23 protein-coding genes are annotated in these 24263 nt (G+C 63.3%); 6 read left to right on the forward strand and 17 right to left on the reverse strand.

Annotation, left to right across the window (positions count from 1 at the left end; genetic code table 11):
• The first annotated feature begins 4 nt into the window (after positions 1-4).
• Positions 5-826 carry an endonuclease/exonuclease/phosphatase family protein gene (locus DOM58_RS12785; protein ID WP_110693163.1) on the forward strand — a complete coding sequence of 274 codons (822 nt, stop codon included), beginning with the start codon at positions 5-7 and terminating at the stop codon, positions 824-826.
• Between the two features lie 150 nt (positions 827-976).
• On the opposite strand, the gene nuoN is transcribed toward DOM58_RS12785, so the two are convergent.
• From nuoN to ndhC, 13 genes are all read right to left on the reverse strand, one after another.
• Positions 977-2437, reverse strand: a complete 1461-nt coding sequence (nuoN, locus tag DOM58_RS12790) for an NADH-quinone oxidoreductase subunit NuoN (RefSeq protein ID WP_083627598.1) — start codon at positions 2435-2437, stop codon at positions 977-979.
• Entirely contained in the window at positions 2434-3960 is a 1527-nt protein-coding gene (gene nuoM / locus DOM58_RS12795) for an NADH-quinone oxidoreductase subunit M (RefSeq protein ID WP_110693164.1), read from the reverse strand. The genes nuoN and nuoM overlap by 4 nt, the downstream gene beginning before the upstream one ends.
• A 93-nt stretch (positions 3961-4053) precedes the next feature.
• Positions 4054-5919, reverse strand: coding sequence for an NADH-quinone oxidoreductase subunit L (gene nuoL / locus DOM58_RS12800; protein WP_110693165.1), 1866 nt, complete (start codon positions 5917-5919; stop codon positions 4054-4056).
• Positions 5916-6224, reverse strand: coding sequence for an NADH-quinone oxidoreductase subunit NuoK (gene nuoK / locus DOM58_RS12805; RefSeq protein ID WP_075563200.1), 309 nt, complete (start codon positions 6222-6224; stop codon positions 5916-5918). The genes nuoL and nuoK overlap by 4 nt, the downstream gene beginning before the upstream one ends.
• On the reverse strand, positions 6221-6871 hold the full coding sequence (nuoJ, locus tag DOM58_RS12810) for an NADH-quinone oxidoreductase subunit J (RefSeq protein ID WP_110693166.1): 651 nt from the start codon (positions 6869-6871) through the stop codon (positions 6221-6223). Before nuoJ ends, nuoK begins: the two co-directional genes overlap by 4 nt.
• A 256-nt stretch (positions 6872-7127) precedes the next feature.
• Positions 7128-7676 (reverse strand): NADH-quinone oxidoreductase subunit NuoI, encoded by a 549-nt coding sequence (gene nuoI / locus DOM58_RS12815; RefSeq protein WP_075563199.1) that lies wholly within the window; start codon positions 7674-7676, stop codon positions 7128-7130.
• Between the two features lie 11 nt (positions 7677-7687).
• Positions 7688-8671, reverse strand: a complete 984-nt coding sequence (nuoH, locus tag DOM58_RS12820) for an NADH-quinone oxidoreductase subunit NuoH (RefSeq protein WP_075563198.1) — start codon at positions 8669-8671, stop codon at positions 7688-7690.
• Complete coding sequence (nuoG, locus tag DOM58_RS12825) at positions 8668-11448, reverse strand: NADH-quinone oxidoreductase subunit NuoG (RefSeq protein WP_110693167.1); 2781 nt, start codon at positions 11446-11448, stop codon at positions 8668-8670. The genes nuoH and nuoG overlap by 4 nt, the downstream gene beginning before the upstream one ends.
• A gap of 15 nt (positions 11449-11463) precedes the next feature.
• Positions 11464-12804: an NADH-quinone oxidoreductase subunit NuoF gene (gene nuoF / locus DOM58_RS12830; RefSeq protein ID WP_110693168.1), complete on the reverse strand. Its 1341-nt coding sequence runs from the start codon at positions 12802-12804 to the stop codon at positions 11464-11466.
• Positions 12801-13310, reverse strand: coding sequence for an NADH-quinone oxidoreductase subunit NuoE (gene nuoE, locus DOM58_RS12835; RefSeq protein WP_223162181.1), 510 nt, complete (start codon positions 13308-13310; stop codon positions 12801-12803). The genes nuoF and nuoE overlap by 4 nt, the downstream gene beginning before the upstream one ends.
• Before the next feature lie 73 nt (positions 13311-13383).
• A complete protein-coding gene (gene nuoC, locus DOM58_RS12840; protein WP_110693170.1) occupies positions 13384-15150 on the reverse strand; it encodes an NADH-quinone oxidoreductase subunit C/D in 1767 nt (588 codons plus the stop codon).
• Between the two features lie 120 nt (positions 15151-15270).
• Positions 15271-15948, reverse strand: a complete 678-nt coding sequence (locus DOM58_RS12845; RefSeq protein ID WP_075563193.1) for a NuoB/complex I 20 kDa subunit family protein — start codon at positions 15946-15948, stop codon at positions 15271-15273.
• A 116-nt stretch (positions 15949-16064) separates the two neighbouring features.
• Entirely contained in the window at positions 16065-16538 is a 474-nt protein-coding gene (gene ndhC, locus DOM58_RS12850) for an NADH-quinone oxidoreductase subunit A (RefSeq protein ID WP_075563192.1), read from the reverse strand.
• Positions 16539-16844: 306 nt separating this feature from the next.
• Between ndhC and thiD the strand changes: the two genes are divergently transcribed.
• Both thiD and DOM58_RS12860 read left to right on the forward strand, forming a co-directional pair.
• Positions 16845-17666, forward strand: coding sequence for a bifunctional hydroxymethylpyrimidine kinase/phosphomethylpyrimidine kinase (thiD, locus tag DOM58_RS12855; protein WP_110693171.1), 822 nt, complete (start codon positions 16845-16847; stop codon positions 17664-17666).
• A 176-nt stretch (positions 17667-17842) separates the two neighbouring features.
• Positions 17843-19090 carry a cation:proton antiporter gene (locus tag DOM58_RS12860; RefSeq protein WP_075563190.1) on the forward strand — a complete coding sequence of 416 codons (1248 nt, stop codon included), beginning with the start codon at positions 17843-17845 and terminating at the stop codon, positions 19088-19090.
• A 25-nt stretch (positions 19091-19115) separates the two neighbouring features.
• Here DOM58_RS12860 and ehuA read toward each other — a convergent pair whose 3' ends face one another.
• From ehuA to ehuB, 4 genes are all read right to left on the reverse strand, one after another.
• A complete protein-coding gene (gene ehuA / locus DOM58_RS12865) occupies positions 19116-19931 on the reverse strand; it encodes an ectoine/hydroxyectoine ABC transporter ATP-binding protein EhuA (protein WP_110693172.1) in 816 nt (271 codons plus the stop codon).
• The gene (gene ehuD, locus DOM58_RS12870) at positions 19928-20620 is read right to left on the reverse strand and encodes an ectoine/hydroxyectoine ABC transporter permease subunit EhuD (protein WP_110654565.1); all 693 of its coding nucleotides are present in this window, start codon (positions 20618-20620) and stop codon (positions 19928-19930) included. The genes ehuA and ehuD overlap by 4 nt, the downstream gene beginning before the upstream one ends.
• A gap of 3 nt (positions 20621-20623) precedes the next feature.
• A complete protein-coding gene (gene ehuC / locus DOM58_RS12875; RefSeq protein WP_075563187.1) occupies positions 20624-21295 on the reverse strand; it encodes an ectoine/hydroxyectoine ABC transporter permease subunit EhuC in 672 nt (223 codons plus the stop codon).
• 173 nt (positions 21296-21468) lie between these two features.
• Positions 21469-22380: an ectoine/hydroxyectoine ABC transporter substrate-binding protein EhuB gene (gene ehuB, locus DOM58_RS12880; protein ID WP_083627891.1), complete on the reverse strand. Its 912-nt coding sequence runs from the start codon at positions 22378-22380 to the stop codon at positions 21469-21471.
• A gap of 51 nt (positions 22381-22431) precedes the next feature.
• Between ehuB and DOM58_RS17495 the strand changes: the two genes are divergently transcribed.
• From DOM58_RS17495 to DOM58_RS12890, 3 genes are all read left to right on the forward strand, one after another.
• Complete coding sequence (locus DOM58_RS17495; RefSeq protein WP_157957541.1) at positions 22432-22626, forward strand: hypothetical protein; 195 nt, start codon at positions 22432-22434, stop codon at positions 22624-22626.
• 230 nt (positions 22627-22856) lie between these two features.
• A complete protein-coding gene (dtd, locus tag DOM58_RS12885; RefSeq protein WP_110693173.1) occupies positions 22857-23294 on the forward strand; it encodes a D-aminoacyl-tRNA deacylase in 438 nt (145 codons plus the stop codon).
• Positions 23295-23447: 153 nt separating this feature from the next.
• Positions 23448-24224, forward strand: coding sequence for an SDR family NAD(P)-dependent oxidoreductase (locus DOM58_RS12890; protein WP_110693190.1), 777 nt, complete (start codon positions 23448-23450; stop codon positions 24222-24224).
• Positions 24225-24263 lie beyond the last annotated feature (39 nt).

The following is a 24263-nucleotide window of genomic DNA, read 5'->3' on the forward strand; positions in this document are numbered from 1 at the left end:
CCGAATGTCCGTAGCTGCCTCGACACCCGCAAGCGAGATCGCGTCGACACTGAAGCTGCTGACCTGCAATCTGCAGGTCGGCATCCATACCTCGGCCTATCATCACTATCTCACGCGTAGCTGGCAGCATCTGTTGCCTCACCCCAAACGCAGCTCGCGTCTCGATATCGTCGCCAGCGCTCTGTCGGCGTACGATATCGTCGGGCTCCAAGAGGCCGACGGCGGCAGCTTTCGTTCCAATCATGTCAATCAGGTCGAATATCTCGCCAACCGCTCGGCCTTTGACTTCCACTTCCAGCAGCTCAACCGCAACCTGGGTCACGTCGCTCAGCACAGCAACGGGCTGCTTTCGCGTCTTACCCCCAACCGGGTCGATGAGCATCGGCTGCCGGGAATGCGCGGGCGCGGCGCGATCCATGCTCGCTATGGCGAAGGCCCGGACGCGCTGCACGTCTTCGTCGCGCACTTGGCACTCAGCCAGCGCGGTCGGCTGCGCCAGCTCGACTACCTGGGAGAGATCATCCAGCCGCTGCACCATGTCGTGGTGATGGGCGATCTCAACTGCACGCCGGATCAGCTGCTGGCTCATCCGCGCTTCTGTCGCGCGCTGGATCTCAATCCGCTCAAGCCGCAGCTCAGCTATCCGGCCTGGCAACCCCGCCGGGCCCTCGATCATATCCTGCTGTCCTCATCGTTGAGGGCCGAGAAGCCTCGCGTGCTGGAAGCGATGTTCTCCGACCACCTTCCCGTCGCCGTGGACATTCACCTGCCGGCCGCCTGTCGCCGCAGTATCGGGATGGCCCACAGCCGCAGCGCGGATTCCTGAACGCCAAACCGTTCCGCGCCGATTGAAGACGTGATTGCGACCCATAAAAAAACGCCTCCGAAGAGGCGTTTTTTTGGCAGGTCCCAATGGTTGGGCAAACGTCTTTGGTACCCGCGGCACTGTTGCGAGCGCCATGGGTATTGGCGAAAGTCAGGACCCCGCCACCCAGCTGACCCAGTTGATCATCGGCGTGGGATAGAGCCCCAGCAGGATCACCAGTGCCGCCACCCCGAGCACCACCATGCCGCCGGCGCGTTCGGCCCAGTCGTGGGTGGCATCGCGACGCTGCATGCCGGGTTCGTGGAGGAACAGGGTGACCATCACCCGAAGGTAGTAGTAGAGCCCGATGGCACTACCCAGCACTACGCTGCCCACCAGCCACCAGCGGTGCGCCTCGACACCCACGGCGATGATGTAGAACTTGCCGATAAAGCCGGCCGTGAACGGTATCCCCGCCAGCGATAGCATCGACACCGTCATCACCGCCGTGAGATAGGGCCGACGCCAGAACAGACCGCGATAATGGTGAAGGGGGCTGGCATCGGCCGTACCGCCGGTCGCGACGTACGGGCTCGACACCAGCGTGACCACACCGAAGGCGCCGAGGGTCGTCAGCACGTAGGTCACCAGATAGACCCCGACCGTCTCCACCGCGAGCCCGTCGTTGACCACCAATGCCACTAGCAGATAGCCGAAATGGGCGATCGACGAGTAGCCCAGCAGGCGCTTGAGATCGTTCTGGGTCAGCGCCAGCAGGTTACCCACCAGCATGGTGATCACGGCGATGAAGCCCAGCAGGTCGTGCCACCAGTCCTGGTGGAAGGCCAGCGTCGACTGGAACAGCCGCAGCAACACCAGGAACACCGCCACCTTGCTGGCGGTAGCCAGGAACGTCGTCGCCGGCCCAGGGCCGCCCTGATAGACATCCGGCGTCCAAAGATGAAAAGGCACGATGGAGAGCTTGAACGCCAAGCCCACCAGCATCAGGCCGGCGCCGGCCAGCAGCCACGGATCCCCGCCGTCACGCGACAGCGCCGCGCCCAGTTCGGCGAAATCCAGCGTCCCTGTCACCGCATAGAGCAGCGCCATGCCGAACAGCAGAAACGCCGTGGCCGCCGCCGACAGCACCATGTACTTGATGCCGCTCTCCAGCGCCCCCCGATCGCGAAAGGTGTAGGCGAGCATCCCGAAAAGCGGCATCGACAGCAGCTCGATGCCGAAGAACAGCGTCGTCATGTGGCGCGCCGAAACCAGCACCAGGCCACCGGCAGCCGCACTCAACAGCAGCAGGTAGAATTCGTCTCGCGGACCGTCGTAGCCTTCGAGGTAGTGATGCGCCAGGGTGACGCAGGCCAGCGTCGACATCAGCACCAGCACCCCGCCGAAACGTGACAGATCGTCGACCACCAGCACCGAGGTGACGTCGACCGTGCCCATCGTCCAGCCGAACAGCAGCGCCAGCAGGGCGACGTTGAGCCCGATGGCGGTGACGATGGCACTCAGCGTGTGGTTGCGGCGCCAGGCGATCAGCAGCATCACCACGACCACGGTCATGCTGACCACGATCAACGGGGAAATGGCGAGTAGCGCCATCACGGCGTCATGACTCATTGAGGACCTCCCGTCATTGCCCCGACCTGCTGAACACTCTGCTGCACGATTTGCATGGCCCCGGCGGACGTATCTAGCAGAGGCTGCGGGTAGATGCCGAAGAACACCACCAGCGCGACGATGCCGAACAGCAGGATCGTCTCGCGGCGATCCAGATCAGCCAGTGGCGTCTCCTCGGCCGGTGGGCCGTAATAGACCCGCTGCATGATGAACAGCGAATAGACGGCGGCCAGAATCAGGCCGGCGCTGGCGATCACCACGATCCAGGGCGCCACGCCGAAGGCGCCGAACATCACCATGAACTCGCCGACGAAGTTGGCCGTGCCCGGCAAGCCCAGCGACGCCGCCACGAACACCAGCGCAAACCCCGGCAGCCCGCGGATGCGGCCCCAGAGGCCGCCCATCAGCCGCATGTCGCGGGTGTGCAGACGTTCGTAGAGCTGGCCGGAGAGAATGAACAGCCCCGCCGCGGAAAACGCGTGCGCCACCATCAGCGCGACCACGCCCTGCAGTGCCAGTTCGGTCCCGGCATAGATACCGATCAGCACGAAGCCCATGTGGGAAATACTGGTGTAGGCGATCAGGCGCTTGAGATCGCGCTGACCGCACGCCAGGATCGCGCCGTAGAAGATGCCGATCAGGCCCAGCGTCATCGCTATCGGCGCGAAGGCGTGGGACGCCTCGGGAAACAGCGGCAGCGCAAAACGCAACATGCCGTAGGCCGCCGTCTTGAGCAGAATGCCGGCGAGATCGACGCTACCGGCCGTCGGCGCCTGGGCGTGGGCATCCGGCAGCCAGCCGTGCAGCGGCACCACCGGCAGCTTGACCGCGAACGCCACGAAGAAGCCCAGCATCAGCCACCAGGCGGTGGTCTCGGACAGTGGCGTGTTCAGCAGGTCCGCATAGGCGAACGTGTAGTTGCCAGTAGCCGCGTGATGCGCGAATACCAGCCCCAGAATCGCGATCAGCATCAAAAGGCCGCTGGCCTGGGTGTAGATGAAGAACTTGGTCGCGGCACCGATACGCGAACTGCCCTTCGAACCGCTGTGGCCCCACAGCGCGATCAGGAAGTACATCGGCACCAGCATCATTTCCCAGAACAGGAAGAACAGGAACATATCGATGGCGAGAAAGACCCCGACCACGCCGCCCAGAATCCACAGCAGGTTAAGGTGGAAGAACCCGACCCGAAGCACGATCTCCTTCCATGAGCAGATCACCGCCATGGCGCCGAGCAGCCCAGTCAGCGCGATCATCAGCAGCGACAGGCCATCGATCGCCAGGTGGACCTGGATGCCGAAGCGCGGAATCCAGTCGGCCTGCCACTCCAGCGTCCAGGCAGCGGTGGCACCTTCGGCCGGCAGGCTGAAGTCGCTGCCGATCCACAGCCCCAGCACCAGCAGAAGCTCGAGCAGCATGGTCCCGAGCGCGATCCAGCGCGGCGCTTGGTCTCCGAAGCGTTCCGCCTGCCAGCACAGCAGACCGCCGATGAAGGGGATCAGTATCAGCCAGACCAGAGTCATGAATCAGCCATCCGCGATAGAGTGAATTCCGTTGGTTCCCGACATGCTGTCGCCGGGCTGCCAGCACTGTGCATCGTTGGTGTACTCATGGCGTCAACCCACCAGCAGGAAGGCGAGCAGCAGCGTCGCCCCCAGCACCATCGACACGGCATAGTGGCGCATCAGCCCCGTCTGGGTAAGGCGCAGCCCGTGATGAGAAGCTCGCGCCAACCACGGCAGGATATTGCATAGCGTGTTGATCCAGTCGTTGCGGTTGACCTTCACCAGCCCTTGATAGGGCCGCACGAACAGCCAGTCATAGAGCGCGTCGAATCCCCAGGCGTTGTGCCAGAAGGTCCAGAGCCTGGCGCCTCGAGGGTCAGCCACGCCGCGGCGTACCAGATCGCGCCGGCGCATGAACAGCCAGCCGGCGAACAGCACGCCGCCGACCGCGACGATCATCGCGGCGATTTCGAGAATATGAACGCCCATGCCTTCTCCCGCCGGACCGGCAGGCAGCACGTCGTCCAGCGGCGGTGTCAGCTGGGCGCCGATGGCAGTCGACATCACGATCAGCACCACCAGCGGCACGCCGTGGACCAGGCCTTTGCCGGCATGGGCATCACGGGCGTGATCGCTCTTGGGTTTGCCGTGGAAGGTGCCGAGGATCAGGCGCACGGTGTAGATCGACGTCAGCAGTGCCCCGAGCAGGCCGGCGAGCATCAGCACGCCGTGGCCGGAAACGAGCGCCGACACCAGAATGGCGTCCTTGCTGTAGAAGCCGGCCGTCACCAGCGGCAGCGCCGCCAGTGCCGAGCCGCCGACGATGAAACCGGCATAGGTCAGCGGCAGTTTGCGCCATAGCCCGCCGAGGCGGCGCATGTCCTGCTCGTGATGCGTGCAGACGATCACCGAGCCCGCCGACAGGAACAGCAGCGCCTTGAAGAAGGCGTGGATCATCAGGTGGAAGATCGCCGCGTCGAAGGCACCCACGCCCAGCGCCAGGAACATGTAGCCGATCTGGCTCATGGTCGAATAGGCCAGCACGCGCTTGATATCGGTCTGCGCCAGCGCCGCGAAGCCCGCCACCAGTAGCGTCAGCGCGCCGATCACGCCGACCAGCAGCAGCACGTCCGGCGCCATCAGGAAGATGCCGTTCATGCGCGCGATCAGATAGACCCCCGCGGTGACCATGGTGGCGGCGTGAATCAGTGCCGACACCGGTGTCGGGCCCGCCATGGCGTCCGCCAGCCAGGTGTGCAGCGGCAGCTGAGCCGACTTGCCCACTGCCCCGCCGAGCAGCATCAGCGCCGCGAGTTGCGGCATCAGGCTGCCCTCGCTCCAGATTTCCGGCGCCCGTGCCAACAGCGTCTGCAGGTTGAGAGAGCCGAGCTCGACGTAGAGCAGGAACATGCCGATGGCGAGGAAGACATCGCCGGTGCGGGTGATGATGAACGCCTTGAACGCCGCCCAGCCGTTGGCCGGGGTGCGGTAGTAGTAGCCGATCAGCAGATAGCTGCAGAGACCCACGCCTTCCCAGCCAAAGTAGAGCAGCAGCAGGTTATCGCCCAGCACCAGCAGAATCATGCTGAACACGAACAGGTTCATGTGACAGAAGAAGCGGGTGATGCCCTCTTCGCCGCGCATGTACCAGGCCGCGAACAGGTGAATGAAGAAGCCGACGCCGGTAATGACGCCCAGCAGCGTCAGCGACAGCCCATCCAGCATCAGCCCCACCGTGGGTTGAAAATCCCCCACCGAAATCCAGTGCCACAGCGTCAGGGTCTGCGCCGACCGGCCGTGATCGTAGAAGTCGATACCGACCCATAGCGCACACAGCGCGGCCAGCCCGATCGACGCGACACCGACGGTCGCGCTGGCCCGCTCGGAGAGCCGCCCGAAAGAGAGTGCCAGGATCAACGATCCCAGCAATGGAAAGACAAAGGTGAGCGTGAGCAGAACATCCGGGAACGTATTCATCCGCGCAACCTGCTGGCCGAGTCGATATCGAGCGTCTTGAAGCGGCGATAGAGCTGCATCAGCAGCGCCAGGCCCACGCTAGCCTCAGCCGCCGCCAGGGTGATGATCATCAAAAACATCACCTGGCCATCGGCCTGCTGCCAGTGCGTGCCGCCAACGATGAACGCAAGCCCGGCGGCGTTCATCATGATTTCCAGGCTCATCAGCACGAACAGCATGTTGCGTCGCGTCATCAGCCCGGCCAGCCCCAGCACGAATAGAATCGCTGCCAGCCACAGGCCGTGTTCTACCGGAATGCCCGTCATGCCTTGCCCTCCTGCGTACCGGCGTCTTTATCGGCGGCGTCGAACGGCGTCTGCCGTGTTTCTCGCGGAGGCGCCGTCCTACGAGTCTGCTCCTCGAGTTCGCGCTGGCCGTTGATTTCACGTTGCCGCTCACGCGCCAGATCGGCTTCATCGTGGGCTTCGCTGCGACCCAGATGGGACGCAGCCACCAGTGCCGCCAGCAGCAGCATGGCCGCCAGCTCGACGATCACCAGATAGGGGCCGAACAGCGAGATGCCGACCATCTTGGCCGTCAGGGGGTCGCCGCTGATGCTACCGCTGTAATCGCCACTGGCGAGCGTGACGATCATCACGATCAGCAATATCGCCGTGAGTACCGCCGGCCCCACCCACGCCTTGGGTTGCAGCCAGGCACGCTCCTGTTCTACCGCCGATTCGCCGAGATTGAGCATCATCACCACGAACACGAACAGCACCATGATCGCCCCGGCATAGACGATGATCTCCAGAGCGCCGGCAAAAGGCGCGCCGAGGGCGAAGAACACCATCGCCACCGCGATCAGCGAGACGATCAGATAGAGCAGCGCGTGCACCGGATGGGTGCCCGTCACCACGCGCAGCGTGGCGAGAATCGCGACCAGGCCACTCAAGTAAAACGCGATTTGCATGCTTCTCTCCCAGCTTTCGGTCCAACCCGGCTCACGACTCGCCGACTTGGAACTTGTTTACGATCTCGCGAGCTAGAGCCAAGGCTATGCCCGTTCCCTACGGGCCAACGCACTTCCCACATCCCTGTGGGTCGCGAGGCGAAAACACTTGAGGAAAGGACCGGGCTCGCGTACGAGTTTACTTGGGGGTAAACGAGCATCTCGAAAGTGTTTTCAACAAAGTTTGGCCGACGCGCAGCAGATCGTAGGCAGGTTCTCATGGCATCAGCGACTTAACGTTGATCGGCTCGGCCTCGTTCTGCGCCTCGCCCTTGTCCTTGCCGGCAATCGACAGCCCGGCCACGCGATAGAAATTGGTATTGTGATCCTTGCCAGGACCGTCGATCAGCAGATCCTGCTTCTCGTAGACCAGCTCCTGGCGTCGGAACTCGCTCATTTCGAAGTCAGGCGTCAGCTGAATGGCCGAGGTCGGGCACGCCTCTTCGCACATGCCACAGAAGATGCAGCGCGAAAAATTGATGCGGAAGAACTCCGGATACCAGCGGCCATCCTCTTTCTCGCCCTTCTGCAGCGAGATGCACGCCACCGGGCAGGCCACCGCGCACAGGTTGCAGGCCACGCAGCGCTCTTCGCCGTCGGGGTCGCGGGTCAGCACGATACGACCGCGATAGCGCGGCGGCAGATAGACCTGCTCTTCCGGATACTGGACCGTTTCGCGCTTGCGCCAGGCGTGAGAGAACACCATCCACAGCGTGCGCAGCTGGGTACCGGTGCCATTGACGATGTTTCGGATCTGATTGAGCATCGATGATCCCCTCAGGTCGCCGGATCGATGAGCAGAATCATCGCCCCGGTGATCAATAGATTGACGAGTGTCAGCGGCAGACACACCTTCCAGCCGAAGTTCATCACCTTATCGTAACGCGGTCTCGGCAACGCCGCGCGCAACAGCACGAACAGGACGACGAAGAACACCGTCTTGAGCAGGAACCAGACGATCGGCGGCAGCAGCGGCCCGTGCCAGCCGCCGAAGAACAGCGTCACCAGCAGCGCCGACATCAGCACGATGCCGATGTACTCGCCGACGAAGAACATGCCCCACTTCATGCCGGAATATTCGATGTGGTAGCCATCGGCCAGCTCCTGCTCGGCCTCGGGCTGATCGAATGGATGGCGGTGCGTGACGGCGATGCCGGCGATGATGAAGGTACAGAAGCCGAAGAACTGCGGAATGATGAACCAGACGTTCTCCTGCGCATTGACGATGTCACGCATGTTGAACGAGCCGGTCATGGCGACGATGCCCATCACCGCCAGCCCCATGAACACCTCGTAGGAGAGCGTCTGGGCAGAGGCACGCAGCGCACCGAGCAGCGCGTACTTGTTGCTGCTGGCCCAGCCCGCGAACAGCACCGCGTAGACGTTGATACCGGCCATGGCGAAGAAGAACAGGATGCCGATATTGAGATCGGCCACGCCCCAGCCGGGCGTGATCGGAATCACGATGAACGACAGCAGCAGCGAGGCCATGGCGATCGCCGGCGCCAGCACGAAGAAAGTGCGATCGGCGAACGGCGGAATCCAGTCTTCCTTGAAGAAGATCTTGAGCATGTCTGCGGCGATCTGCAAAAGCCCGAATGGCCCGACCCGATTGGGGCCGTAGCGGTCCTGCCACAGTGCCAGCAGACGCCGTTCGACCATGCTCAGCACGGCCCCGAAAACGACCACCGCCAGCAGAATCACCACCGCCTGGACCATCGCGATCAGCACTGCCTCGACCTGTGGCGTCCACCAGCTCATGTGCGATCCTCCTCGACGGACACCTGGCCATGACCTGCGCGCGTGACGCGACCCCAGCGAGTGGCGCTCGGCGTCAATGCCCCGGTACGTTCCTGAATCGTGCCACTGGGCAAACCGACCACGCCCGCCGGCAGACCGGCGCTGAGACGCGCCGGCAGGTCGAAGCTGACCCCGTCGAGCGAGACCGTGACCGCGTCGCCCGCGGCGAGACCCAGCCGAGCGGCGTCGGCCTCGCTCAACGCCACCTGCGGCGCGGCCATGCGCTCGCGAATGGGCTCGGCGCGGCGCGACATCTCGTCGCCACCGAACAGCTGCGGCAGATCGATCACCTGCCACTCGCCGTCCCGCGCGGTGAAGGCGGGGGGAATTTTGCTGCAGTATTCACCGGCGGCAGCCGCCCGGTCTTTGCTCAGAGCAGGAAACAGCCGTTTACCCGGATCGCCAGCGCGCAGGTGACCGCCGACTTCATCCTGGAACTTGTTCCACGCCTGCGGCGAGTTCCAGCCCGGCGCCCAGGCGAAGGCGACCTCGCGGCGCGGTTCCTGATAGCCGGCGTAACCTTCCATCGAAAAGGCGAACGGCGTATCGAGATCCAGCGGCGCACGGGGCTCGTTGACGTTAATGTCGGCACGCATCGCGGTACGCCCGCTGTAACGATGGGGTTCGCGGGCGAGCTTCAAGCCGTGGACGCGGAACATCGCTTCCGGCGTCGTCTGATGTAACGGCGCGAACGCCGGCGTCTCCTCGGCGACCGCCTGGGTCAGATCGTCGAGCAGAATCGTCTCCACCGGCTGGCGTTCCAGCGTGGCGTGGAGCGCATGCAGCCAGCGCCAGCTTTCGCGGATGCGGGTATCGGGACGCATGTAGCTGGGATCGAACACCTGATAGAAGCGCTGCGCGCGCCCTTCCAGGCTGACCAGAGTGCCGTCGCTCTCGGCGAACGTCCCGGCCGGCAGGGCGACATCGGCGCGCTCCCAGGTCGGCGTTCGCTGGTGGTCGACCACCACCACGGCGACGGCACGATCCAGGGCAGCGTCGATGCGGGCGGCCGGCAGCCGGGTATAGAGATCGTTTTCGAGAATCACCACGCCGTCGGCATCGCCTTCGAGCTGTTCCAGCGCCCAGTCGAGAGATTCCCCACCGAGCAGGCCCAGCCCGACGCTGTTGGCCTCGCGGCGGATGAGGGTCAGGCCGGCATCCGTCTTCTGGCGCCGTGCCAGCGCTCGGGCAACGTTACCGGCGGCCTCGAGGATCGCCATCGAACCCAGCGACTCGCCGGCGATGACCAGCGGCTTGTTGGCCGCCATCAGCGTATCGGCGATGCGCTCGGCCAGCTGCGCGGTGATGTCGTCGAGCCCCTCGACGGCCGGTGCGGTGGAATCGAGCGCGTGCGCCACGGCAAACCCCAGCCGGGCGATATCGTCGGGCGCGGCACGCTCGGCATGAGCCGCGATACCGTCGAGCTTGGTGACATCTGGCGTCACCAGAAACAGCGGATGGCCGGCATCCTGGGCGATGGTCTTCACCGCCTCGGCGTTCCACTCGGGGATGCCGCGCGCTTCACCCAGTTCGGCACCCTTGCTGCGGACCGCCTGGCGAACCGAGAGCGCAATTCGCGCCGCGCTCTGAAGCAGGTCTTCACCCAGCACCAGAATCGCATCGCAGTCCTCGATCTCGCGCAGGCTCGGCGTGGTCAGGCCGGCGTCGCGGTTGAGCGCTTCCATCCGCCGGATTCGCGAAAGCTCGCCGGCTTCGATGCCGGAGGAGAAGTTGGCGGCGCCCACCAGCTGGCGCAGCCGATGGTTGCTTTCGAGACTGGCCCGCGGCGAGCCGATCCCGATGATTCGCTTGGCGCCGCGCAACGCATCGGCGGCACGGTCCAGTCCTTCGTCGACTTCCATCGGCGTGGTGTCGCTGACGTTGCGACTCTCGGGACGCGTCGGGCGATCCTTGCGGTTGACGTAGCCGTAGCCGAAACGGCCGCGGTCGCACAGGAAGTAGCCGTTGACGTCGCCGTTGTAGCGGTTCTCGATCCGGCGAATGTCACCATAGCGCTCGCCGGGGCTGATATTGCAGCCCGAGGCGCACTGGTGGCAGACGCTGGGCGCGAACTGCAGATCCCACTTGCGGGTGTACTGATCGGAGTGGGTCTGGTCGGTAAAGACGCCGGTCGGGCAGACCTCGGTCAGGTTGCCGGAAAACTCGCTCTCCAGTGTGCCGTCGGTGACCCGGCCGAAATAGATGTTGTCGTGGGCACCGAAGGCGCCGAGATCTTCGCCGCCGGCGTAATCCTGATAGAAGCGCGTGCAGCGGTAGCAGGTGATGCAGCGGTTCATCTCGTGGGCGACGAACGGGCCCAGATTCTGGTTGCGATGGGTGCGTTTGCGGAAGCGATAACGGCGACGATCGTGGCCGGTCATGACCGTCATGTCCTGCAGATGGCAGTGGCCGCCCTCTTCGCAGACCGGGCAGTCGTGCGGGTGGTTGACCATCAAAAACTCGATCACCGTCTGACGAAAGACCTTGGCCTCTTCATCGTCGATGGAGATGTAGGCGTCGTCCTTGACCGGTGCCATGCACGACATCACCAGCATGCCGCGGTCGTCGTCGGCATCCTTGTACTGCTTTACCGCGCACTGGCGGCACGCGCCGACGCTGCCCATCGCCGGGTGCCAGCAGAAATAGGGAATATCCAGGCCCAGCGAGAGGCAGGCATGGAGCAGGTTGTCGCTGTCTTCGACCTCGTAATCGTTGCCGTCGACGTGAATGGTGGCCATGGCGTCAAACTCCTCCTACACGCTGCCGACCGGGATCGGGTCCGCGTGCGCCTTACCCTTGGGCCGGGTAACGCCGCGCTCGAACTCGTCACGGAAATAGTGGATTGCGGATGCCAGCGGCATCGCCGCCCCCGGCGCATGCGCGCAGAAGGTCTTGCCCGGGCCAAGATCGCGGGCCATCTGTTCGAGCAGTTCGATATCGCCGGGCTCGCCCTCGCCGGCCTCCAGCGCGCGCAGCAGCTTCACGCTCCACGGCAGGCCGTCGCGGCAAGGCGTGCACCAGCCACAGGACTCGCGGGAGAAGAACTCCTCGAGATTGCGGGTCAGCGACACCATGCTCTGGCTGTCGGCAACCACGGTGAGAAGCCCGGTGCCCATACGGCTGCCGGTCTTGCCGATGGTGTCGAAATCGAGCGCCAACTCGAGATGTTCCGGCAGCAGAAAACCGGTACTGCCGCCGCCGGGTAGCCAGCTCTTGAGCGTCAGGCCATCGCGCATGCCGCCGGCGAGTTCGATGATCCGGTTGCCGGTGGTGCCCATCGGCAATTCCCACAGGCCAGGATTGTTGACCTTGCCGGAAACGCCGTAGAGCTTGGTGCCGCCGTCGCTGCTGAGATCGCCGGAGAGCGCCTGGAACCAGTCGGCGCCGTTGTTGACGATGCCCGGCACGTTGCACAGCGTCTCGACGTTGTTGACCACCGTCGGCAGCCCCCAGGCACCGGACTGGCCGGGAAACGGCGGTTTGGCCCGCGGGTTGGCGCGCTTGCCTTCGAGCGAGTTGATCAGTGCGGTTTCTTCGCCGCAAATATAGCGACCGGCACCGGTGTGCAGGGCGATATCGAAGTCCCAGCCGCTACCGCGCACGTCGGGGCCCAGCCAGCCCTCGGCGCGAGCGTCAGCGAGCGCGCGCTGGATCGAGGCGGCGGCGCGATGATATTCCCCGCGCAGGAAGATATACCCCTGCTTCGAGCGATTGGCGAAACCGGCGATGATCATGCCCTCGATCAGCAGGTGCGGCTGCTGCTCCATCAGCAGTCGATCCTTGAACGTGCCCGGCTCCATCTCGTCGGCGTTGCAAACGATATAGCCGCGAGGCACGTCGTCGCCCTTCATCGTCAGGCTCCACTTGAACCCGGCCGAGAACCCGGCGCCGCCGCGACCGCGCAGATTGGCGGTCTTGACCTCTTCGGTCAGCGTCTCGTAGGTGTACTGCTCGAGCGCCTTGGTGACCGCTTCATAGCCCTGGGTGCGACAATATTCGTCCAGCAGCACCGGCGACTGATCGTCGTGCAGACGCCAGGTCAACGGATGGGTCTCGGCACGGCGCTCGCTGGCGGATTGCAGAATGCGGCTCATGCGTATGCCTCCAGCAGTCGGGGAATCTCGTCCGGGGCGACCGGGCCGTGCAGATCCTCGCCGATCAGAATCGTCGGGCCGCGGTCGCAGGCCCCCAGACAGCACACCGGCAGCAGCGTGAAACGCCCGTCCGCCGTGGTCTGGCCTATCTGGATGCCCAGGTGCGCGATAAAGGCGTCGCGCAGTTCCTCGTAGTCGGTCAGGAAGCACGAGCTGCTGTCACAGATCAGAATGACGTGTCGGCCGACCGGCTGGCGGAAGATCAGGCTGTAGAACGTCGCCACGCCCTCGACGTCGGCGACCCCGATGCCCAGCGTCTCGGCAATTGCCGGAATCGCACCGTCCGGCACGTGTCCGTGGCGCTTCTGGACGATCTTCAGCGCCTCGATGCTCGCCGCCTGCGGATAAGGATAGTGCGCACGCTCCTCGAGGATCGCCTCGCGATCGGCGGGGTCGAGCGTGAAGCCGTCGCTGGCGATGGTGCTAGTCGTGGCGGTGCTAGTCATCGTGTTGGTACTAGTCGTCGTGTTAGTACTAGTCGTCGTGCTAGTCATGTCGGTCGTCCCATCTCAACCATCCTCATCGGTCCACATCGGCCATGACGAAGTCGATGCTGCCCAGGTGCGCGATCAGATCCGGCACGAAGCCGCCGCGCATCACGGCGGGGATCTGCTGCAGATGCGGAAAGCTGGGCGTGCGAATGCGCGTGCGGTAGCTCATGGTGCTGCCGTCGCTGGTCAGGTAGTAACTATTGATACCCTTGGTCGCCTCGATCATCTGCATCGATTCGGCGGCCGGCAGCACCGGTCCCCACGAAACCTGCAGGAAGTGAGTGATCAGAGTCTCGATATGCTGCAGCATCTTTTCCCGCGGCGGCGGCGTGGTCAGCGGGTGGTCGGCCTTGTAGTCGCCTGCCGGCATGTGGTCGATGCACTGCTGGAGGATCCGCACGCTCTGGCGCATCTCCTCGATGCGCAGCATGCCGCGATCGAAGGCGTCGCCGTTGACCGCCGTGGGGATCTCGAAATCGAAGTTCTCGTAGCCGGAATAGGGCCGCTTCTTGCGCAGGTCGAAATCGAGCCCGGTGGCGCGCAGGTTGGGGCCGGTCACGCCCCAGTCGAGTGCCTGCTGGGTGTCGAAGGCCGCGACGAACTTGGTGCGGTCGCGAACGATGGCGTTGTCCATCATCGCCTTCTCGTACTCGGCGAGGCGCTTGGGCATCCAGTTGACGAAGCCCTGGACAAGCTTATCCCAGCCGGTGGGCAGGTCGTGGGCGGTGCCGCCGATGCGATACCACGCCGGGTGCATACGGAAACCGGTGATCGCCTCGATCACCTCGTAGGCTTTCTGACGATCGGTGAACGTGAAGAACACCGGCGTCATCGCGCCCAGATCCTGCAGATAGGTACCCAGAAACAGCAGGTGGCTGTTGATGCGGAACATTTCCGCCATCATCACCCGAATCGTCTTGGCGCGATCGGTGACGGTAATGCCGGCCAGTTTTTCCACCGCCAGCACGTAAGGCAGGTTGTTCATCACCCCGCCGGTGTAGTCGATCCGATCCGTGTAGGGAATGAAGCTGTGCCAGGACTGGCGTTCGGCCATCTTCTCGGCGCCGCGATGGTGATAGCCGATGTCCGGCACGCAGTCGACCACCTCTTCACCGTCGAGCTGGAGCACGAGTCGGAAAGCGCCGTGGGCCGAGGGGTGGTTGGGACCGAGGTTGAGAAACATGAACTCGGTCTCTTCGCCCTCGCGCTTCATGCCCCACGCTTCGGGATCGAAACGCAGCGCTTCCTGCTCGACCTCCTGGCCCTTCACGGTCAGCGTGTAGGGGTCGAACTCGGTGGCACGGGCGGAGTAATCCTTGCGCAGCGGATGACCGGTCCAGGTCGGCGGCATCATGATCCGGGTCAGATGGGGATGACCGGCAAAGTCGATCCCGAACAGGTCGAACACTTCGCGCTCGTACCAGTTAGCGTTGACGAAGATATCGCTGATCGAGGGCAGCGAAAGATCACGTTCGTGCAACGCGACCTTGATCATCAGATCGGCGTTCCGCTCTACCGACAGCAACTGGTAGAAAACGGTGAAATCGGACGGCGGCAATCCGCGGCGGTGAGTGCGCAGACGCTCGTCGACGGCGCTCAGGTCATAGAGCATCGAGAACGGTGCCGACAGCTTGCGCAGGTAGACGAGAACGTCGCGCAGCTGCTCGCGCGCGACCCAGATCACCGGCATGGCGGTCATCGTGTCCTGCGGGGTGAAAGCGGCCGCCCCGAAATGTCGCGCCAGTTCCGCCACCACGTCGTCATGGCCGGCGGTGTCGGAAGCGCTGGAAGTCATCGTGTTCTCGTTTCGAGAATCATCGGCTGCGGTCATGGCTGGCGGCCCCCGGTGCAAAAATCAATGGTCGAAAACGACCACAAGAATCCATGGCAGGTACGATCGAGAAGACCGATCGCACTAGATGCCATCCGGGGTGCGCAGCTCCTTGACCGCAATCCGTCGATCGCGATGCTTTTCGCGCTGAGACGGCATCTCGGCGCGGTAGACACCCTGATCGCCGACCACCCAGGAGAGCGGGCGGCGCTCTTCCTGAATCGACTCCTGGAGCAGCTGGAGACCTTGAAGAAATGCCTCGGGACGCGGCGGGCAGCCGGGTACGTAAACGTCCACCGGCAGAAACTTGTCGACGCCCTGAACCACCGAGTAGATATCGTACATGCCGCCGGAGTTGGCGCACGAACCCATCGAGATCACCCACTTGGGTTCGAGCATCTGGTCGTAGAGCTGCTGGATGACGGGCGCCATCTTGACGAAGCAGGTACCGGCGATGACCATGAAATCGGCCTGCCGCGGAGAGGCGCGAATGACCTCCGCGCCGAAGCGCGCGACATCGTGCGGGGCAGTGAACGCGGTGGTCATCTCCACATAGCAGCAGGAAAGACCGAAGTTGTACGGCCACAAGGAGTTCTTGCGCCCCCAGTTCACCGCAGAGTGAAGCACGTCCTCGAGCTTGCCCATGAACACATTGCGATGAACCTGCTGCTTCATCGGATCATCGACAAGCTCGCGTTGGCCGAGAGGATAGCGATCAGCCGCGGAATCGTCTCCCTCCGCGCGGGTCAGGGTGTACTGCATAGTGAGCCTCAACAAACCAGATAGGAAAACGGTCGCGGAAGCACTGGTCAGTCACGGGCGCCAGACTCCCATCATTATCTTTATCGCGATCGCCGGGGCGATCATTGATGCCCGGCTCAACGCGTTTTCTCTTCTCGGCGGACCTGGCGATCGACGCCAGGTACGGCGGCCAGTTCTCGCGCTCTCGGCGCGTTTTCGTGTCCACGCTTGCGCGGCGCCCAGTCGAGGGCGCCGACGCGTGCGTCGTAGATCAGGCCGGCCAACAGAATGAAGATGAAGACAGCCGCTGCCGCGAATCCCGTCCAGCCCACCTCGCGCACGGAGACGGCCCAGCCGAACAGGTAAACGGCTTCGATATCGAATATCACGAAAAGCATGGCAACGAGGTAGAACTTGACCGAAAAGCGTTGCCGCGCGGACCCGGCACCAACGATACCGGATTCGAAAGGAAGAGATTTGCTGCGGCCGTGGCTACGACCGCCCAGCAGGCTGGCAGCCCCGATCATCAGCCCGCAGAGTGCCACGACAGCCACCACGAACAACCCGGTAGCCCAGTAGCTGGCAATCCATCCAGAGGCCTGATCGGACATGCGTTCCCTCGCGGAAGTAACGGAACCTCGACGTGCGACGACGCGGGTCGAAACTGACAGGTTCGTAAGTTTACGATTTTACACGACAACGACGTGGTAACAAGCCTGCTAATCGTCCCATCGCGGCTCCGCTATCAATCGGATAGCCCTTCTTCGAGGCGGACAACGCCGGGCTCCGTCATCTACGTAAACTTCTGACTGTCCCCGGGGCGCCAATTTATAGACCGTAGGACGGTGCTGCCATTAGGCAAATGTAGGCCTTTACATTAGGCTAGCCATTCTGACACCCCTTGCAATGTTCAGCACATGCTTTCTCACCCGATTCCCAATGTCTTGACGATCGCCGGCTCGGACCCTTCCGGGGGCGCGGGCCTGCAGGCCGATATCAAGACGCTCTCCGCCCACGGCGCCTACGCCACCAACGTGATTACCGCCGTGATCGCCCAGAACACCCGCGGTGTCCAGACGGTGGAGCCGGTGTCGGCCCGGATGATCCGCGCCCAGCTCGACAACCTGCTCGACGACGTCGCCCTCGATGCGGTCAAGATCGGCATGGTCAGCAGTCGCGAGGTCGCGGAGACGATTGCCGAGGCACTGGGCAGGCGCCGGCCACGCTGGATCGTGCTCGATCCGGTGATGGTCGCCAAGAGCGGTGACCGGCTGGTGGACGACGCCGGCCTGCTGGCGGTAAGAGAAGTCCTGGTGCCGCTCGCCGATGTCATCACACCCAACCTGCCGGAGGCTGCGGCGCTGCTCGGCGCCGATGTACCACGGACGCCGCAGGCGATGGAGATGATGATCGAGGGGCTGGTCGCTCTGGGCTCGCGTTATGGTCTGCTGAAAGGCGGCCATCTGCCTTCAGCGCACTGCCCCGATCTGCTGTGGATGCCGGACGGCCAACGCTGGCTGGAGGCGCCGCGTCTGACGACCCGTAATCTCCATGGGGCCGGCTGCGCGCTGTCGTCGGCGATTGCCGCCCGCCTCGCCCATCTGCCCCCCGGCGATAGCGGCGTCGAGGGCGCCATCGACGCGGCCAAGCAGTGGCTGCACCAGGCTCTGCAAGCCAGCGGGCGTTTGAACGTCGGCCAAGGAAAGGGGCCGCCGCACCATTTTCACCGCTGGTGGTAGCGCATCGCGCTGGATGAAGTGAATTTCTCCGGGCAGATCGCCCAATACCCTCTACGCTATCTCTTCCGAAGCGCATGGCGGCCTCATTCGCAACGGATGATGGTAACTTGCCGTCGCGCTCGACCAAGACTCGGGAATGGATCCCCGAGCGATCACCTAGGGAGATCGTTGCCTGAATGGACCCCCACATCATATTTCTTGGCGGCTTTGGCATCCTGATGTTGCTGGTCGCCTGGGTGCCGGTGCTGATCAAACGACTGCCACTGTCGCTACCAATCATCTGTATCGCCATCGGCGCGCTCTTCTTTGCCTTGATCAATGAGAAAGGACTGCAGCCTCGCAACTACCCGCAGATCACCGAGATACTGACCGAGCTCACTGTCATCATTTCATTGGCAGGGGCGGGTCTACGGATCGACGATCCTCTCAAGTGGCGCTTCTGGGCCGACACCAGCCGTCTGCTCAGCATTACCATGCCGTTGACCATCGCCGCCACTGCGATGCTCTGCGCCCTGGCATTGGGATTCCCCTGGGCAACAGCGGTGCTGCTGGGCGCGGTGATCGCGCCGACGGATCCGGTGCTGGCCGCCGACGTTCAGGTCGGGCCGCCGCGCTCCGGCACCAGCGACGGCGTGCGCCGCAGCCTGACCTCGGAAGCCGGACTCAACGACGGTCTCGCCTTTCCGTTCACCTATCTTGCCCTCGCCCTTGCCACTCACGGCCTCACGCTTGGCGACTGGACCTGGCACTGGTTCACGGTGGACGTGCTCTGGCGCATCCTTGCCGGCGCCGGCGCCGGCTGGCTACTCGGCTGGCTACTGGCGATGTTCATGTTCCACTCGGGACGCCTGTCGCTGGCCAGCACCGGTCAGGGCTTCGTGGCGCTGGGCGGCACCTTCGTGACCTACGCCGGTGCCGAGGCAATTCACGGCTACGGTTTCATCGCCGTGTTCGTCGGTGCGCTTGCCTTGCGGAGTACCCAGGAGGAGGTCCACGACTATCACATCCGCCTGCACGACTTCACCGAGGAGATCGAGCGGCTGCTGATGATGATGCTGCTTGTGATGTTCGGCGGCGCGCTCGTCGGCCCTGTGCTCGACGGGCTGACCTGGCCCATGGCCGGCGTCGGCCTGGCGATTCTGTTCATCGTCCGACCGCTCGCCGGCATGATCGGGCTGATCGGCTCACGAATGAAATCGCGGGAGAGAGCGGTCGTCAGCCTGTTCGGCATCCGTGGCGTGGGGTCTTTCTACTATCTCGCCTACGCCACCAATCAGCAGACATTCGGCGAGATCGACAGCGCCTGGACTCTGGTCAGTTTCATCGTGCTCGTGTCGATACTCTTCCACGGCATGACATCGGGTCTGTCGATGGAATGGCTGGATCGGCGCCGCGAGGCCGCTCGGCGGCGCGCCAGACGCTGACGCCTTCAGCCCGCGACACCGATGCTCAATCGTCCGGGTCGAGCACGGCCTTGAGGAAAGCCTTGGTGCGCTCCTCTTTCGGCGCGGTGAAGATATCCTCGGGCTTGCCCTGCTCCTTGATCCGGCCCTGATCGAAGAAGCAGATCCGGTCGGAAACCTGACGCGCGAAGTGCATCTCGTGGGTCACCAGCAGCATGGTCAGATCGTGCTCGTCGGCCAGGGAGCGGATCACGTTCAGCACCTCGCCGACCAGTTCCGGATCCAGCGCCGATGTCGGCTCGTCGAACAGCATGACCTTGGGTCGCATCGCCAGCGCACGGGCAATCCCCACCCGCTGCTGCTGCCCGCCGGAGAGCTGGTGCGGATACTTGTCGGCCTGATCGGTGAGGCCCACCATCTCCAGCAGTTCCATGCCACGCTTCTTGGCTTCCGCCTTGTTGATGCCGAGCACCTGCACGGGCGCTTCGGTCAGATTGCGCAGCACGGTCATGTGCGGAAACAGATTGAACTGCTGGAAGACCATGCCCATATGGCTGCGCATCTCGCGCAGATGTGGCTCGCCAGCGGGAATCAGCTCGTCGCCGCGGCGCTGATGCCACAGCGGCTCGCCGCCGACATAGACGACGCCATCGTTGATGGGTTCCAGCGTCATCAGGACCCGCAGCACGGTCGACTTGCCGGAGCCGGATGGGCCGATGATGGTGACCTTTTCGCCGCGCTGAACCTCGAAGTCGAGTTCGTCGAGTACCACGTGGTCGCCGAAACGTTTGACGACCTTGTCGAATTTGATGATCGGGTCGCTGCTTTCCGTGGCGTCGCGAATTTCCGTGGCATTGTTCATTTGAGAGACAGGCCTCGTTTGGGCAGATGGGTATCCAGGTAGCGCACACCCAGAGAAGCGATGATCGTCAGGATCAGATAGATTCCGCCAACCATCGTCAGCGGAATCAGATAACCGCCGGTACGGTCGCCGATGATCCGAGCCACGCCGAGCATTTCCAGCACGGTAACCACGCCGAGCACCGGCACATCCTTCATGATTGACACCAGGTAATTACCCAGCGCCGGAATGATGCGCGGAATCGCCTGCGGCAAAATGATGTGAGTAAAGGTTCTGGCCGGTGCCAGATTCAGCGCCCGCGCCGCTTCCCTTTGACCGCTGGCCACCGCTTCGAGGCCGCCACGATAGACTTCCGAGGTGTAGGCACTGTACTGCACGCCTAATGCCAGGGCGCCGGTCAGAAAGGCCGGCAGCGTCAGCCCGAACTCGGGCAGAACGTAGAACAGAAAGAACAGCTGGATCAGCAGCGGCGTGTCGCGGATGAACTCCGTCAACAGCTTGGCTGGCCAGCGGATGAAGCGTGTCGGCGCACTTTTCAGCGCCGCCAGCACCAACCCCAACGCGAGCGCAATGAAGAAGCCGACGACGGTGGCCTCCAGTGTTATCACCAGGCCATGCAGCAGAATCGGAAAGATCGAAACCGCGAAAGCCCACTGGCTGCTGGTATCCCATTCGATGCCGAAAAACATGCGTTATCTCCCCGCCGCGCGCCAGCGGCCAACGTAGCGTTCCAGCAGTTTCATGCACGCAGTGACCACCAGCGCCATGCCGAAATACATGAACAGCACCAGCGTATAGACGGTCACGCTATCCTGGGTGAAGTTACGAATCTGCTCGGCACGAAAGGCCATGTCGCCCAGCGAAATGAGCGATACCAGCGCGGTATCCTTGAGATTCTGAACCGCGAGATTGCCGAAGGTCGGCATCATTTCGGGAATTGCCTGGGGCAGCGTGATCCGCCACAGCCGCTTGCGCCCGGTAAAATTGAGCGCAGTCGCCGCTTCGTACTGCTCCCTGGGTACCGCCTGCACCGCGCCACGCACGACCTCGGCCCCGTAGGCGCCGATATTCAGTGCCAGCGCGGCCACCCCGGCTGCCACTGGCGGGAAGCGCAGATCGAGACCGATCGCCTGTCCCAGGATAGGTAGCGCGAAGTAGATCCAGAACAGCTGCACCAGCAACGATGTACCGCGAAAGATCTCGATATAGGCAACGCTGAACCCCTTGAGCAAGGGGTTGTGGGAAAGCTTGCCGAGACCGAACGCGAAGGCAAACAGACCGCCCAGGATCGTCGAGTAGACCGTGAGCTGCGCGGTCACCCATGCGCCCTGAGCCAGAGGGGCGAGATAGCTCGTCCATTCCATCGGGAAGACTCCGCAGTAACGGGTTCGGACACGACCTGACGAACGGCGCCGACTATATCGGCACCGTTCGATGACGTCGCGGATGCTTCATGGCGATGACCAGGGCTTTCGCCATGGCCATCGATCAGACGTCCGCGATCAGATCGAGCTCACAGGCCTGGCTGTGAAAACGCTCAGGAGTCCGCGGTGCAGAGTTCCTTGGTGGTGTGATGGCTGGAGCCGTCGACATCGGCCTGGCTGAAGCCGTAGCCCATCAGCGTCTTGCTCCAGTCGTCGGACTGCTTGTACTTCTCCAGCGCTTCGTTGACCGCGTCACGTAGCTCGGTGTTGTCGCTGTTGAAGGCAAAAGCACCCCAGCTACGTACCTCTTCGCCATCGATAACCGGATCCTTGAACTCACCGGCCGGCTCGACATCGTCGCTCTTTCCGGCCAGTTCGCTGACCGTCAGGCTGGTCGCGGCGTAGGCGTCGGCCCGGCCGGTCGATACGGTCGAGATCGCATCGGCATTGCTGGAGATGGTGACCATGTTGTCCTGGGGAACACCGAGCGCCTGCAGCATGTCGAGCTGATCGGCCCCGGCCATGATCGCGATCTTGCCGTCGCCGTCGACGAAGTCGCTGAACGCGTGCAGATCCTTTGGGTTGCCTTGCTTGACCAGCAGGCCTTCGCCATAGGAAGAGTTGGGCTCGGAGTAGATCACCTGCTGGCAGCGATCCGGCAGCACGGCCATCTCGGCCGCGGCGATATCGAATCGATTCGCCTGCAGCCCCGGAATCAGCGAGCTAAAGTTGGTGGTGACCCACTCGATGTCGTCGACGCCCATCTCGTTCATGATATGGCGGATGACATCGGGGCCCGCGCCCTTGGCTTCACCGCTCATGTCCATGTAGCCGTAGGGGATTTCATTGGCGACGGCGATCTTGACCGAGCCGGAATCCTTGATTTCCTGGAGCGAAGCGGCCTGCGCCACGCCGACCGCCAGGCAGGACAGGACGGAACCGGCGATCAACGTGGTAACGCTTCTACCGAGGGTGGTAACGCTCTTGCGCTGAGTCGTGACGTCTTTATTGATGTTATGTCGCATCGTTCAAAATCTCCGTCTGCAAGGTTCGGACCCGCGTCGGCAGGTCGACGATTGAATCGAATTATCGGTGGCGGTGCCCTATCTGTTGTCGTCATGGCCGCCGGTGTCGTCACGGCCGTCTGGCTGGGTCGCGTCGATATTGTCATGATTCGATTGGCCAAAAACATGACAATTCGTGATAGCGGGGTCTATCTGGATAGTAGCACCTCCCAAGCGCCGGGCGTCAAAGGCTTTATTGCATCATGACAATCGCCGTTGCACGGCGTACTCGATCTGCTGATTCAGCCTCTTTCTTGCTGGAGCACACCGAACACAGCAGCGAGCCACGTGGCGCCGGTAACATAAACATACGTTCTATTCGCGGCGCTTTTCAATAATGCTTTGCCCGCTATTGATCTCGATCATTTCGTCCTTGGCCCAGCGTGTTAGTCTTCGTTGCAACTATCCATCACTGCCCCGAGGGAGGCCACAGCGTCATGCGAGCCCTGATCCAGCGCGTCAGCCAGGCCTCGGTCAGTGTCGACGGCGAGCTCCTCGGTCAGATCGATCAGGGCTTGCTGGCACTCATCGGCGTGGCCGCCGACGACACCCCGGCGCATGCCGATCGTCTGCTGCACAAGCTACTGAACTATCGCGTATTTGCCGATGAAGAAGGCCGCATGAATCGTAATCTGCAGCAGGTCGGTGGCGGACTGCTGCTGGTCTCCCAGTTCACCCTGGTGGCCGCGACCGACAAGGGGCTACGCCCGAGCTTCTCGAGCGCCGCGCCCCCGGAACACGGCCGCGCCCTGTTCGATCATCTGGTCGCACAGGCTCGCCAGTCCTGGCCCGACACGGCGACCGGACGTTTCGGCGCGAACATGCAGGTCGCGCTCATCAACGACGGGCCGGTGACGTTCTTGCTGGAAACCTAGGCCCGCTTGAAATCTAGGTTGGCTGAAAACCTAGCTTCGCTGGAAACTTATCGCCGATAGCGACTCCGGACAATGAAGACGACTGCCGGATTCGATGGCACCGTGCACGACAGGGAACCGCGGCTCGACGCCGCCAGAAAAGGAATTTCGATCATGACCACTCCCCTCGCCATCATTACCGGCGGTGCCCAGGGTATCGGGCTCGCCACGGTGAAATTACTGCTCAAGGACGGCTGGCGAGTTGCCGCGCTGGATCGCGATCCAGAAGCGGTGGCAGAGCTCGACGCGACCTATCCCGAGGCCACGCTGCTGGCCATGGTGGTGAACGTCGGCGACGAGCTGCAGGTCAAGGAAGCCTTCCACCACTTGTCGGATTGGCAACTGGAGAACGATCAATCCACCGGCGTGGACCTGCTGGTCAACAACGCCGGCATTTCCGACCCGGTCTGCGGTCCGATCGAAGAGCTGGCACTCGAGGACTGGCGGCGATGGCAGGAGAGCCACCTGACCGGGGCTTTCCTGTGCACGCGCGCCGCCGTTCCGGGACTGCGCCGACGCGGCGGCGCCATCGTCAATATCGCCTCCACTCGCGCGCTGCAGTCGGAGCCGCACTGCGAATCCTACGCCGCCGCCAAGGGCGGGCTGCTGTCGATGACCCATGCCCTGGCCATCAGCCTGGGACCGGACATTCGGGTCAACGCCATCTGCCCCGGCTGGATCGAGACCGGCCCGTGGCAGAAGGCCGGTCAGCGCCACGATCCGGAACATCGCGATATCGACCGCGATCAGCATCCGGTCGGGCGGATCGGCGAACCGGCCGACGTCGCCGCCACGGTGGCCTTTCTCGCCAGCGACAAGGCGGGCTTCATCACCGGCCAGCACATCAGCGTCGATGGAGGGATGACCAAGAAGATGATCTACGCCGACTAGCCGCGAGCCGCGAAAGCCAACACCGGCTTATTGCGAGAA

The organism is Salinicola halophyticus (assembly GCF_003206695.1).
GTDB classification, from domain to species: Bacteria; Pseudomonadota; Gammaproteobacteria; order Pseudomonadales; family Halomonadaceae; genus Salinicola; species Salinicola halophyticus.